At 33.7% G+C, this 14,121-nt stretch carries 13 protein-coding genes; 7 read left to right on the top strand and 6 right to left on the bottom strand.

Annotated features, from left to right (window positions below; genetic code table 11):
* Positions 1–18: 18 nt before the first annotated feature.
* The 6 genes from AACZ49_RS12760 (at position 19) to tsaB (ending at position 6,562) form a co-directional block, all read left to right on the top strand.
* The gene (locus tag AACZ49_RS12760) at positions 19–720 is read left to right on the top strand and encodes an ABC transporter ATP-binding protein (RefSeq protein ID WP_339655503.1); all 702 of its coding nucleotides are present in this window, start codon (positions 19–21) and stop codon (positions 718–720) included.
* Entirely contained in the window at positions 713–1,942 is a 1,230-nt protein-coding gene (locus AACZ49_RS12755; protein ID WP_339655500.1) for an ABC transporter permease, read from the top strand. The genes AACZ49_RS12760 and AACZ49_RS12755 overlap by 8 nt, the downstream gene beginning before the upstream one ends.
* 1 nt (position 1,943) lies before the next feature.
* Entirely contained in the window at positions 1,944–3,206 is a 1,263-nt protein-coding gene (locus AACZ49_RS12750) for an ABC transporter permease (RefSeq protein ID WP_339655498.1), read from the top strand.
* Between the two features lie 49 nt (positions 3,207–3,255).
* A complete protein-coding gene (locus tag AACZ49_RS12745) occupies positions 3,256–4,404 on the top strand; it encodes an efflux RND transporter periplasmic adaptor subunit (protein WP_339655495.1) in 1,149 nt (382 codons plus the stop codon).
* Positions 4,405–4,440: 36 nt separating this feature from the next.
* On the top strand, positions 4,441–5,799 hold the full coding sequence (locus AACZ49_RS12740) for a TolC family protein (protein WP_339655492.1): 1,359 nt from the start codon (positions 4,441–4,443) through the stop codon (positions 5,797–5,799).
* Positions 5,800–5,881: 82 nt separating this feature from the next.
* A complete protein-coding gene (tsaB, locus tag AACZ49_RS12735; RefSeq protein ID WP_339655490.1) occupies positions 5,882–6,562 on the top strand; it encodes a tRNA (adenosine(37)-N6)-threonylcarbamoyltransferase complex dimerization subunit type 1 TsaB in 681 nt (226 codons plus the stop codon).
* Positions 6,563–6,570: 8 nt separating this feature from the next.
* Here the strand turns inward: tsaB and AACZ49_RS12730 are convergent, their stop codons facing one another.
* From AACZ49_RS12730 to AACZ49_RS12710, 5 genes are all read right to left on the bottom strand, one after another.
* Positions 6,571–7,260, bottom strand: a complete 690-nt coding sequence (locus AACZ49_RS12730; RefSeq protein WP_339655488.1) for a hypothetical protein — start codon at positions 7,258–7,260, stop codon at positions 6,571–6,573.
* 108 nt (positions 7,261–7,368) lie between these two features.
* Positions 7,369–8,193, bottom strand: a complete 825-nt coding sequence (locus tag AACZ49_RS12725; protein ID WP_339655485.1) for a mechanosensitive ion channel domain-containing protein — start codon at positions 8,191–8,193, stop codon at positions 7,369–7,371.
* 76 nt (positions 8,194–8,269) lie between these two features.
* Positions 8,270–10,321, bottom strand: coding sequence for a thioredoxin domain-containing protein (locus AACZ49_RS12720; protein ID WP_339655482.1), 2,052 nt, complete (start codon positions 10,319–10,321; stop codon positions 8,270–8,272).
* Positions 10,322–10,389: 68 nt separating this feature from the next.
* On the bottom strand, positions 10,390–10,590 hold the full coding sequence (locus tag AACZ49_RS12715) for a dodecin family protein (RefSeq protein ID WP_339655479.1): 201 nt from the start codon (positions 10,588–10,590) through the stop codon (positions 10,390–10,392).
* A 71-nt stretch (positions 10,591–10,661) separates the two neighbouring features.
* On the bottom strand, positions 10,662–11,573 hold the full coding sequence (locus tag AACZ49_RS12710) for a NifU family protein (RefSeq protein ID WP_339655476.1): 912 nt from the start codon (positions 11,571–11,573) through the stop codon (positions 10,662–10,664).
* A 123-nt stretch (positions 11,574–11,696) separates the two neighbouring features.
* Here AACZ49_RS12710 and AACZ49_RS12705 point away from each other — a divergent pair, with 123 nt between their 5' ends.
* Positions 11,697–12,719, top strand: coding sequence for a type IX secretion system membrane protein PorP/SprF (locus AACZ49_RS12705; RefSeq protein ID WP_339655474.1), 1,023 nt, complete (start codon positions 11,697–11,699; stop codon positions 12,717–12,719).
* Positions 12,720–12,764: 45 nt separating this feature from the next.
* On the opposite strand, the gene AACZ49_RS12700 is transcribed toward AACZ49_RS12705, so the two are convergent.
* The gene (locus AACZ49_RS12700; RefSeq protein ID WP_339655470.1) at positions 12,765–13,940 is read right to left on the bottom strand and encodes a vWA domain-containing protein; all 1,176 of its coding nucleotides are present in this window, start codon (positions 13,938–13,940) and stop codon (positions 12,765–12,767) included.
* Between the last annotated feature and the right edge of the window lie 181 nt (positions 13,941–14,121).

The following is a 14,121-nucleotide window of genomic DNA, read 5'->3' as shown; positions in this document are numbered from 1 at the left end:
TTCAAAACTACAACCAACATGATTCAAATTAAAGATCTTCATAAGTCCTATAAAATGGGCAAGAATTCACTTCACGTACTTAAAGGAATAAATTTTAATGTCGAAGAAGGTGAATTGGTAGCTATAATGGGTTCTTCCGGTTCTGGAAAATCTACGTTATTGAATATTCTAGGTATGTTAGATGAATTAGATGAAGGGTCTTACACGTTGGATGGTGTCCCTATCAAAAATTTAAATGAAACCAAGGCTGCTCAGTATCGTAACAAATTCTTAGGGTTTATTTTTCAATCGTTTAACTTAATAAATTATAAAAGTGCAGCAGAGAATGTAGCACTACCATTATACTATCAAAAAGTACCTAGAAAAGAACGCCAAGAAAAGGCCTTAAAATACTTAACGCAAGTTGGACTGAAGGAGTGGGCTAATCATTTGCCTAGTGAACTTTCTGGAGGTCAAAAACAGCGTGTTGCAATTGCAAGAGCTATGGCTGCCGAACCTAAAGTATTATTGGCAGATGAGCCAACAGGTGCTTTAGATAGCACAACTTCTTATGAAGTTATGGATCTAATTCAAAAGATAAATGACCAAGGGAACACAATATTGATTGTTACCCACGAACCTGATATTGCAGACATGTGTAAGCGAATTGTTCATTTAAAGGATGGAATAATTATAGAGGATAAGAAAATAGAACAAGTTAGAGCTGCAAAGTATGTTTAGTAGAGATAATTGGAGAGAAATATTTCAAACCATCCAGAAAAATAAGTTAAGGACTTTTTTATCCGGTTTTACGGTGGCATTGGGAATTTTAATTTTTGTAGTTTTATTTGGTTTTGGTAATGGCCTTATAAATACCTTTCAGTTGTTTTTTGAGGATGATGCTCAAAATATAATCACATTCTTTCCTGGGCAAACTACAATGCCTTATAAAGGCTACAAATCTGGCCGCCAAATAGAGTTCGATAGGTCTGATATACATGATATTGAAAAGGACTTTCCATTATTTTTAGAATATGTGACTCCAAGAATTAGTAGGTCTTATTTAACTAAACATAAAAACGAATCTAACAACTACTCCACAAGGGGTGTTGCTCCTTCACATCAATTTGCAGAGAAAACCATTATCATGAAAGGTAGGTATCTTGATAAATTGGATATCCAGAAAAAAACTAAGAATGCGGTTATCGGTAGGCTGGTTGAGAAAGATTTATTCGGTCAAGAAGATGCGATAGGTAAGTATATAGATGTTGGTGGAAGTGTTTTTAAAGTAGTAGGGGTGTATCAAGACGATGGTGGCGATGATGAGGAACGTAGAATATATGTGCCCTATACCACATTACAGCTGATAGAGAAAAATACAGATAAAGTCGATCAAATTATTGTTGCTTTTAGACCAGAGTTAGGGTATTCAGGCGCTATAGCTTTAGAGAAAAGTCTTTCTACATTTTTCAAAGAAAAGAAATTTATTAATCCCGATGATCAAAACGGTATATACATCAGAAATGTGGCAGAAGGGTTGAAACAAACACAACAGTTAGCAAGTGTTTTACAGATAATTGTGTCGTTTGTAGCCTTTGGAACAATAATAGCCGGCATTATCGGGATAAGCAATATTATGGTTTTTGTGGTCAAAGAAAGGACTAAGGAATTAGGTATAAGAAAAGCATTGGGTGCTACACCTAAATCGGTTATTGGTACCATTCTACTAGAATCTATTTTTATAACGACGATATCGGGTATTTTAGGAATGTTAATAGGTGTAGCAATCTTAAGTTCTTTAGATAAAACTTTGGAGGACTTTTTTATAACGAATCCATATATAGATATGCCGGTTGCCATATTTGCGACTTTTGTTCTTATAATTTTTGGTGGTATAGCAGGGTATATTCCAGCAAAAAGAGCGGCGCGTATTAAACCAATTGTAGCACTAAGAGACGAATAATATGGGGTTTTTATTTGATAGAAATACATGGCAAGAGATTTTTGGTTCTATTAGTAAGAATAGAACTAGAACTATAATAACCATTATTGGGGTACTCTGGGGTATATTCATTTATATAGCATTATCCGGTGCAGCAAAAGGCTTGGATAATGGTTTTGATAAGGTTTTTAAAACAGTGGCTATTAATAGTATGTTCGTTTGGGCACAAAGCACAAGCATGCCATTTGATGGTTTTAAAACAGGAAGACCACTACAGTTAAAATTAGATGATGTTAAAACAATTCAGAATAGAATTCCTGAAGTTCAATATATAGCTCCAAGAATTACTCAAGGGGATTTTGGGTCAGAACCCGTATATACAGTTCGTGGTCAAAAATATGGTAATTATGTTTTAAATGGAGATTATCCTATTTACACCAAAATATCTACCAAGAAAATATATGACGGTGGTAGATTTATCAATCAAGAAGATATAGATCAAGCTAGAAAAGTAATTGTAATTGGTGAACGGGTTGAACAAGAACTGTATAAGAAAGATGAAAATCCTGTAGGTACCTGGATTAGGGTTGGTAGCGTTTATTTTCAAGTAATAGGTGTTCATAAACTTGCACAAGGTGTAAGCTTTGATTCTGATAGCGCTATGTTTATACCATTTACAACATATCAAAAATTATATAATTCTGGTGATAATATTGGTTATATGTGTATTGCTGCCTATGATAATGTTGATGTGGTACAGGTAGAAAAAGATATTAAAACCTTGCTTAGGAATATTCATAGGGTTGATCCTAAAGATGAACGTGCGTTTGGTTCGTTTAATCTAGGAGAGGCATTTTCTAAAACAATGGGTTTTGCCGACGGATTAACTTTTATGTCTCTTGTTGTAGGTATTGCTACAATTTTAGCAGGGGTAATTGGTATTGGTAACATATTGCTTATTTCTGTAAAAGAGCGAACTAAGGAACTAGGAGTTAGAAGGGCTTTGGGAGCAACACCAGCGGAAGTTAGAAATCAAATTGTTATGGAATCTGTGTTTTTAACACTCATCGCGGGTATTCTAGGAATCATATTAGGGGCAGGTGTATTAGCTCTCATTAATTCACTCACTAAGGATATAGATTTTCCATATACAAACCCAACGGTTCCAATACCTTATGTTATAGGAGCCCTGGTCATTATGGTCGTTTTAGGCACTTTAATAGGATTGATTCCTGCTCAAAGAGCTGTTAGTATAAGACCTATTGAAGCATTAAGAGAAGAATAAATTAGAACAATAACAATAACCAAATATTAAACGATAAACAACTATTAAAATGAACAAATTTGTAAAATATACATTAATTGGCCTAGTAGTTCTTGGGGCTTTATGGGCAGCAGTATTTTTTATCAAAAGCAACAGTAAATCATCTATTACCTATGAAACTTCTAGTCCCTTTATTTCAAATATTGAGAAGAAAACCGTAGCAACAGGTAAATTGATTCCTGAAGACGAAATAGAGATAAAACCTCAAATTTCCGGAATTATTGAAAAAATATACCTTGTAGAAGGTGTTGAAGTTAAAGCAGGAGATTTAATAGCTGTTATTAAAGTTGTTCCGAATGAACAATCATTAAATCAGGCAAAAGGTAGAGTAAATAGTGCCAATATATCTCTTAGTAATGTTAAAATTGAATACGATAGAAATAAAACTCTTTTTGATAAAGGGGTTATTTCTAGTCAAAATTTTAACGACTTACAATTGCGTTATGATCAAGCAAAGCAAGAACTACAAAATGCTCAAGCGGATTATCAGATTATTCGAGTAGGTTCTACAGGCGGTTCGTCAAGCGCAAACACCAATATACGGGCTACTGTAAACGGTACTATATTAGAAATACCTGTAGAAGAAGGTGACCAAGTTATTCAAAGTAACAATTTTAATGATGGTACTACAATTGCTACTATTGCAGATTTGAGTAAAATGATATTTGAAGGTAAAGTCGATGAGGGTGAAGTTGGAAAATTAAAAGTGGGCGCACCTTTAAAAATAAACTTAGGTGCTGTAGAAGGAAAAGAATTAAATGCAAAATTACGATTTATAGCACCAAAAGGTATTGAAGAGACCGGAGCTGTTCAATTTAAGATTGAAGGAGATGTAGAAAATTCAGAAGATATTTTTATCCGTGCGGGGTATAGTGCAAATGCATCTTTGGTATTAGAAAGAAAAGATAGTGTTTTGGTTATTTCAGAAGCGTTGCTGCAGTTCGATAGACAAACAGATAAACCTTATGTTGAGGTGTTGGTTGGTTCTGCCGAAGAACAAAAATTTGAACGTAAGGATATTGAAATAGGTATTTCTGATGGAATCAATGTTGAAATTATTTCTGGGTTAACAAAAGATGATAAGGTTAAACAATGGAACAAAACCGAACCTGTTAAGAAGGGTGAAGAGGAAGACGCAGAAAAAGAATCGGTAGAATAAGGAATCAATCAAAATACAAATCAAAACAATCAAAAAATGAAATTTAAAATAACCGTCTTTACGTTTTTGTTTGCCATGATGACAACAATGGCACAGCAAAAAAAGTGGACATTAGAAGAGTGCGTATTCTATGCGGTCGAGAACAACCTTACGGTTGAACAATTCGAATTGGATTTAGAAAATGCAAAAATCGATGAATCTGATGCTATCGGAAATATGTTGCCTACATTAAATGCTTCTTCAAGTGCATCAAAAAACGTAGGGTTTACAATTGTAAGTACCTCTAACCAGCCTGTTGCAGGTAATCAATCTACCGTTAGCGTTAGTGGTAATATTAGTTCTAATATTACGCTATACAACGGATTAAGGAATTTTAAACAATTACAACGCGCAAAATTAAATGCAATTGGTAATCAGTATAGATTAGATAATCTGAAAGATGATATAAAGTTGAGTGTTGCTAATGCTTATCTTCAAATCTTATCAAATAAAGAGGCTTTGGCAGTTTCAAAGGCGCAGTACGCTATTACAGAACAAGATTTAAAACGAACAAAAGAATTGGTTGAATCTGGGGTTGTTCCTAAGGGGGATTTACTTGATTTAGAGGCGACTGCTGCTGGGCAAGAACAACAAATGGTCAATAATGAAAGCTTAGTATTGATTTCAAGAATAAACCTTGCACAACTTTTACAAATAACGGATTACGAAAATTTTAATATCGCGGATGAATCTTTCGAAGTTCCACCATCGGATATATTGAATAACTCTGCTAAAACAATTTTTGCCAAAGCATTAGAATTTAGAAATGATATTAAATTTTCTAAATCTACTGTAGACTTAGCTGAGAAAGATTTAGAGATTGCAAAAGGTGCATATGCTCCAACCTTAAGTGGGTTTTTTCAATATGGAGCAAGATATTCTGATGCCACCCAACCTTTGCCAGATGGAAATGGAGGAGTTTTTACGCCTGGGTTCATAGACCAACTTTGGATTTTTGATGGTATCTCTTATGGTGCTCAATTAAATGTGCCGATTTTTAATGGTTGGAGTACCCGTAATAGTGTTCAACGTTCACGTATAAATTTAGAAAAGTCTAAACTTCAGTTTGAACAAGATAAGTTAGATTTGGAAACAACTGTTAATCAAAGGTATGTTGATGTTACAACATTTGCAAAAGCATACTATGCCGCTGAAAAAACTTTAGAGGCTAGAACTTTGGCATACAACTATTCCAAAGAACGTTTCGATGTAGGTTTAATGAATTCTTTCGAATTTAGTCAGGCACAATCCAGAGTGGATAATGCTGCAGCAGATGTTATACGTACTAAATACGATTATATCTTTAGGTTAAAAATATTAGAATTCTATTTTGGCATTCCTATTTCTTTAGACTAGTCGAATTAATTATAATTTAAAAGCCTGTAACATTTACCTGTTACAGGCTTTTTCATTTTATAGGATGTAATACCTTTGCATCATGGGCATAATATTAAATCTTGAAACATCTTCTACAAATTGTTCGGTATGCTTGGCGAAAGACGGAGTTATATTGGCGACGAAAGAATTAAATTCTGAAAACTATTCTCATGCCGAAAAATTACACGTATTTATTGAAGAGGTAATGCATGAAGCTAATTTGAAAATGCAGCATTTAGAGGCGATAGCAGTAAGTAAAGGACCAGGTTCTTATACTGGGTTAAGAATTGGAGTTTCAGCCGCAAAAGGCCTTTGTTATGCCTTGGACGTACCGCTTATTTCTGTTTCTACATTAAAAAGCATGGCCTCTCAATTAAAGGGTGTTAATGATAATGCTGCAATAATTCCGGTTTTAGACGCTAGACGTATGGAGGTATATTCTGCCGTTTTTGATTACCATCTTAATCAAGTAAGGGAAACAAAGGCAGAAATTATAGATGAACAATCATTTCAAGCGTATATTAGCTCGACTTCTGTTCATTTTCTGGGAAGTGGCGCCGAGAAGATTAAAGGATTTTTCAATTCTAACAATCTTATCTTTCACCTAGATATTGTGCCATCGGCAAAAGAAATGGCAACGATATCTTTCGATAAATTTAAAAAGAAAGACTTTGAGGATGTTGCGTATTTTGAGCCTTATTATTTAAAGGACTTTGTTCTTCAAACAAAGAGGGATAAGTAATAAATAACTTATAGCGTTTTCTTATTCATTTCCTGAGTATTGTAATAGTTTAGCAATTCAATAATATCACTTTCTAAACGCATATTCAATTCATTTTTTTTAATATATTGTTTTAAGATTTCAGAACTATCATCTAAAAAACTTAGAATCTTTCTTTTTGATAAATTAGTTTCAATAGCAGGCGAATCACCTTTTTGCATATAATACATTGATATGTCCTGATATTTTGCAGGTTTAAATGTATCGTACCCGTTTTCTGGATTTTCGGCTTGTATAAATATTTTCTTTGGTTTTTTTAGAAGTCTGGCATATCCTTCATTTAGTGGGTTGAAATACCCCAATTTAATATCACTTGATTCGCGATACTCCCTAACCATATAGATTGTACCATCTATATCGGCTACTATGTTGTTTCTTCTCAACAAAGTTCTTGCTATATCATTTTCATTTTTTATTTCAATTGCATCACGGTATGCATCATATCTCATTAAAGCATTACTCGTATGTTTGCCATTAATTATAGTTTTTCCTTTTTTAAAAATTTCATTCATATATGGCGAACCTTCAATAGGCACTTCAAAAAAAGACATCCCCATTTGTGCTGGAGTCATTAAACCACTTGAATTCCCAATGGTCTGTACCCCCTGGGAAAAACAGATATTGGAAACAAAAAACATCATAATTAAAAGCTTTTTCATAACCATTGATTTTACTTAAATATAGTAAATAATAAACTGTAAATTAACTAATTACAAAAAAAAATCCTCTAGTCATTAGAGGATTTTGGTTTACAATTATAGGTGATTTTAATTTTTCAATTGCGTAACCACACGTTGTGGGAATGGTATTTCAATACCGGCAGCATCGAATCGATATTTTGTTTCTTCTAAAACATAAAAATGGGCTGCCCAAAAATCTGGGTTATTTGCCCAAAAACGAAGTGTTAAATTTATCGAGCTATCTCCTAATTCGCCTACATACACTTCTGGAGTAGGAGTTTTAAGGATAGTTTCATTTTCTGCACATATTGCCAAAAGAATTTCTTTTGCTTGTTTTATGTTTGAACCATACCCAATACCAACATCAATTTTATCCCTTCTGGTATCTTGCGCATTATAGTTGACAATAGTATTATTAGAAAGTTGTCCATTTGGTATTATCGCCAATTGGTTTCCGAAGGTGCTTACTTTTGTAGTGAAAATCGATATTTCCTTTACGGTTCCATCAACGCCTTGAGCAGAAATAAAATCTCCAATTTTAAAGGGTTTAAATATTAATATTAGTACTCCGCCTGCAAAATTAGCCAATGATCCTTGTAATGCTAAACCAATTGCTAAACCAGCAGAGGCAAGTACCGCAACTAAAGAGGTTGTTTGAACGCCAAGTTGAGTAATAACTAAAACAAATAGTATTATTTTTAAGGCTATGTTGATAAAGCTTTGCAGAAAGGTTTCCAAAGCCAAATCATAGTCTTTCCTTAAAAAGAATTTACGTACCATTCTATTAATGAAACGAATAACATATGTTCCCGCAAATAATAGAAAGATAGCCCAAAGCAAGTTAGGCATCGCAGCCCATAACCAGGAAATTATATTATCTGCATGTTCTTGAAGATTCATTATTTTATCCATAGTCTTTATCTGATTTTTGCTATTTAATACCTAAAATTTATAAAATCAAATTTAAATGTTAGGCATTAAAAAATTATTAAAATTGTGTCTTTACTAATTTTAAGGCTTCCTCGGTTTCTTCAATGGGTAATTGACATGTGCCATGTTTGCAAACATATATCAGCGTTTTGTTCTCGATATACCTATTCATTAGCAGGGGTAAATTACTTGTCTTAGAATTTGAAGCGGCAAATATAGTATTTGGCAAGTAGCTATTCATTATGCTTTTGCATAAGGGTTTAAAATTTTTGCCGATAACGACAATTTCATAGTAATCTTGACCCATTAATAGTGATAAGTGAAGCCAATTCGCGTGATTTTGTGGATTATCTGTAATTGATTTTCGCATTGTATTCATGATTTGATTCAATCTGATTTCAAAACTTTCTTCCGGAAAATATTTAGAAAGTTTTAATAGGTTATGGGCCATAATTGAATTTGATGAGGGTATTACATTATCAGCTACTTCTAAGGTTTTTCTAATTAATGTTTCTCCTTTATTCGAGGTGAAGAAAAACAAACCTGTGGAGGTATCTGAAAAATTATCGAGTACGTAGTGAGTTAGTTTTAAACTGTGGTGAAGCCATTTTTCATTATAGCTTACTTGAAATAAACCTATAAAGCCTTCAATTACCGTAGCATAATCTTCAAGAAAACCTACAATGGTACTTTTTCCATTTTTATGGTTGTGGTAAAGTCCATTTTCTTTATCAACTAAATTGTTTAGAATAAAATCTGCATTCTGTTGTGCTAGTTCTAAATACGCGCTGTTTTCCAAATACCTATAAGCATCTGTAAGTCCTTTTAAGGCTAGTCCATTCCACGAGGTTAGAATTTTATCATCAAGTCTTGGTTTGTCTCTTTTCTCGCGTTCTTGTTTTAATGATTTTAAACATTTTGTTAGTATTGTGAGTACTTTTTTTTCTGATAAATTATGCCTATTTGCAATTTCGGTTGTTTCCGCATCCCTAATTAACACGTAGTTATCTTCTTCCCAATAACCATAAGAATTGATATTATAATAATCAGCAAAAAGAGCATAATTATCAGTGAGAATCTCTCGAAGTTCTTTTTCTTGCCAAACATAAAATGCTCCTTCTACCAATTTTCCTGTATCTGATAAACTATCGGCATCAAGTGAAGAGTAAAAACCATTACTTATATCTAAAAGTTCTTCTTTAATAAAAGAAATAGATTTTTCCACTACATTTTTAAAAAGGATATTCTTTGTAACCGCATATGCTTTGGCGTATAGACTGATTAATAACCCATTATCATAAAGCATTTTTTCAAAATGAGGGACATGCCATTTCGTGTCTACCGAGTATCTAGAGAAACCACCACCTACATGGTCGAATATACCGCCCCAAGCCATTCTGGTCAATGTGGTATGTACATATTCATTGATTTCTTCATCTTTTTGCGAGTGCCCGTAATGTAAAAGAAAATTTAAATTAACGGGCATCATAAACTTAGGCGCTCTTTTATAACCACCTAAGAACGTGTCAAAATAGGTAGACCAATCTTTTACTATTTTTTTTATGTCAGATACTGTTATGGGGTCATTATTATTCTCAATAGTTACGGCATTTATTTCTTTTAATCCATGAGCCATGTTTTCGGCATACCCTATGATTTTTTGAGGATTATTTTCATATAACTCTTGCAATTGGTTTAGTACTTGAATCCATTCTTGTTTTTTTACAAAAGTTGCACCCCAGAAGGGTCTGCCATCTGGTAATGCTAAAATATTTAGCGGCCAACCACCACTGCCGGTCATCATTTGTAAAGCATCCATGTATATGTGGTCAATATCTGGTCGTTCTTCACGATCAATCTTAATATTGATAAAATGAGAATTCATGGCCCTAGCAACATCCTCATCTTCAAAACATTCATGTTCCATGACATGGCACCAATGGCAAGCAGCATAGCCAATACTTATTAAAATAAGTTTGTTTTCCTCATTTGCTCGCTGTAAAACATCAGCGTTCCATGCTTCCCAATTTACGGGGTTATGGGCGTGTTGAAGTAAGTACGGACTACTTTCTTTGATTAGATTATTAGTAAATTTTGGATGCTTAGCCATTAGGATACGTATTAATTTTAGGACAAAAAAAAGCGCCTTTTGGCGCTTTTAAAAGTGTTTGATTTTAGTTATTTCACTTCGAAAGTGATTTTAACATTGACTCTGTAATTTTTGATTTTGCCATCTTCAACAGTTGCACTTTGCTCATTGATATAAACCGATTTTATATTCTTTACCGATTTAGAGGCTTCAGAAACTGCTTGTTTTGCTGCATCTTCCCATCCACTATCAGAATTTGCTAATATTTCGATCACTTTTAAAACTGCCATAATTAATGATTTATAGATTTACCCTAAGTTATTAAATTTGAAGGCAAAATTTGATGATATTCAAGGGTTTTTTAACCGTTTAGGGCTACCACCTCATTTACTTTATCACCCATCATATTTTTAAGCATAGTTTCTATACCGTTTTTTAAGGTATACGTTGAAGAAGGACAACCACTGCACGCTCCTTGTAATATTACGTTTACAGTTTTACTGTCCTTATCATAAGATTTGAACATAATATTGCCTCCATCACTTGCAACTGCTGGTTTAACATATTCTTCCAAAATATCCACAATTTCTTGAGATGTTTCATCTAGCGTCATTTTACTTTCTGCGGATACCGTTTCAGAAACTTGTGCTTCGGCACCAATTGATTTTGCGTTATCTGCAACAATCTCTTTTCCGTCAGCGATAAAGTTTCTAATCACTTCTCTTAATTCTATATTAATGTCTTCCCACTCGGCAACCTCGTATTTTGAAACCGAAACATAATTCTCATCAATAAACACTTGTTTCACGAATGGAAATTGAAATAATGCTGTTGCTAATTTTGAATCTCGGGCTTCGTCAATGTTTTTGAATTCAAACGCGGAACCAACTATTTTTTTACTGGCTACGAACTTCATCGTAGATGGGTTTGGAGTAACCTCTGCATAAACGGTTACAGGTATTGGTTTATCCAAATCTTCTTCCATAACAATAGGTTCTCCTGCGTTCAAGTATTCGACCAATTGTTGCGCAACCTCATCTTTTACATCTTCCCACTTAACGATATCGTATCGTTCTAGGCCAATGAAATCGCCAGAAATATAAACAGTCTTTATAAATGGAAGATAGAATAATTGTTGTGCCAACGGGGAATTTTTGGCTTCATCAATATTTTTATACTCGTAATTTTTGCGTTGAACTAATAGATGATTAGTTTCAAACTTTAGTATATTGGGGTTATTTGTCTTAACAACTGTAATAGAATACTCTTTCATTTTTCAATTAATTTATGCAAAAATACGAAGGAAATCTAAGTTTAGTCTTATATAATAATGTTGTGGTTAACCCGTTATACACTTTATATTATTAAAACTAAGGTCTAGTTTATAATCCCAAAGATGAGATACCAAATTTTACTATTGTTTACCGTGTTAATGATAGGTGCTAAATCTAGAGCACAGGAGGGCATACCTGTATATTTTGATTATTTATCTGATAATTATTATTTGGTATTTCCTTCTATGGCAGGTATAGGTGAAGGAGGAAAAATTAGGGCAACCGCCAGAAAGCAATGGTTCGATGTAGATGATGCCCCAAGTTTACAAACAATAAATGCACATTTTAGAATAGGAGACACACCAAGTGGAATAGGCGCCATTCTTTTTAATGATGCAAATGGCTATCATTCACAAACAGGATTGAAATTAACATATGCGCACCATTTAAGAATGGGTAGCAGTGATATGAGAGTTTTGAATCAATTATCTTTCGGATTAAGTGGTACAATTTTGCAGAGTAGTTTAGATGAAACCGAATTTAGGTCTGTTATCCCAGATCCTGCTGTATCTGGAATAAAATTGAGCGCATCATATACTAACGTTGATATTGGTATTTCATATAATTTTCAAGAATTCTACACTCATTTTGCAGTTACCAACGCATTAACAGGTAGTAAAAGAAATGTGTATTACAGAGATAGACAAGATAACCCAGACCAATTAGTTATTGATAATATTAGAAGATACTTGGTTTCTGCTGGTTATGTGTTTGGAAAAAGTGAGTGGCAAGTAGAACCATCTATATTGTTCCAAATGACCGAGTTTACTAAAGAGAAAACCATGGATATCAATGCAAAGGTGTATAAGGATGTTGATTTTGGTCGTATTTGGGGCGGACTCTCTTATAGAAGAAGTTTTGATGGTGCTCAATTTCAAACTGTAAATGGTTTTGGAGAACAACGTTTACAACTTGTAACACCTATAGTTGGGGCTAATATTAATAATTTCATGGTGTCTTATAACTATTCTTATCAAATGGGTGATATTCGTTTCGATAATGGTGGGTTTCATCAGATTACCATTGGTTACGATTTCGGACAGACCGAACGTAAGTACGATTGCTATTGTCCGGCAGCTAATTAAAAAAGGCCCGTTTAAGTTAAAACAGGCCAATGAGATTTTTTAAGATTAATCCCAATTGTAGTTTTTTGATGCAGCTTGTTTTTTAATGGCTTGAATCATTGCGTTTTCTAGCTCACCTGAACTATTGCTTTTTTGATTTTCGGCGATATAGGCTAAGCGTTTAGAATTGTACTCTTTTATTTCTTTTTGAATTTCTTCTCGCTCATTTTTCTTCAATTCAACGTACTCCTTGATTTCGTTTTCACTCTTGCTTTGTAGTTCTTCAGGTAACTCGTCTTTCGCTACTGAGCTGATTTCAAATTCGGCATCATCATAAGCATCAACCAAATCCCATTTTTTATTATTGTAAAGCCTTGAGCTTTTGCTTACAGCCCTCTTAATAGCAACAGCTTCTTGCATTGCTAGTGCATTGTTATCCTGAACTTCTTGAGCTATAATTTTTGTTTTGCCCAAAGAACCATAAGAAATGTAGGTCTTGTTAAGTTTCGAATTTAGTTTTATAATGATTTCATCGTATGGCGTATTTATATGAACAACTTCTTTATTGTGGTCAATGGCCATATATTCGCCACCGGTTAGTGTAGCTCCATTTTTCCAATTGGTATTAATGCCCAGTTCGTAGCTTCCACAGAAAATGGTATTGATAACAACATCTTTCTCGTTTGCATTGGTCAATGCAGTTTTGTAATTGAATCGCCCCTGATCAAATGGTTCATTGCCAGCAATAAAAATCATGCGTAATAAATCTGGGTTTTTGTTCCAAGGTAACTGAGCCAACGATGTTTGCAAAACTTTACCGCAATATTCTTCCCCACCATTGGTCGTCAATGAGAATAGTTTTTCAGATATTTCATCAAGGTCGCTACTAAAACCCAATACTTGTTGAATATAACCTTCATCTGCCGATAAATTGTCGTTGCCATATTGATACAGTGCAATTTGTAAATTCGGTCTTGCATCATTGCCATATTTTGCAAGGCTAAATTCATTTACAATATCCCAAAGCTGAGATTTTGCTTGGTTAATTAAACCGTCCATACTATTACTTGTGTCAAGTAATAATGCAATTTGTACAGTATTATCTTTTTTTAATTCAAAAGTGGAATGAGCATGTGCAATTAGTTCAATTTGTTTTTGTTTAGGTTCGTCTACACAACTAAATACAGTTGTTATGGCAAACAAAAGTAATCCCGAAGTTGTTATTTTTTTTAATGTTTTCATGATTGTAGTTTTAAATTCAAGGCTAAAACTAATGGCAATGTTTCTTTAAAAATAATGGTATTGAGTAAACGTACCATCTCACTTAGTTAAATGCTCCGATGAGTTTGTAAACTAATTAAATTGAGCGTTAAATGGCTGTTTTTGGCGTTTAACCTATTTTTTTGTAACACATAAATCAGCT

It is taken from the genome of uncultured Maribacter sp., from assembly GCF_963975365.1.
Taxonomy (GTDB): domain Bacteria; phylum Bacteroidota; class Bacteroidia; order Flavobacteriales; family Flavobacteriaceae; genus Maribacter.
Note: the sequence above shows the minus strand (reverse complement) of the source record. Positions and strands in the feature narration are given on the sequence as shown.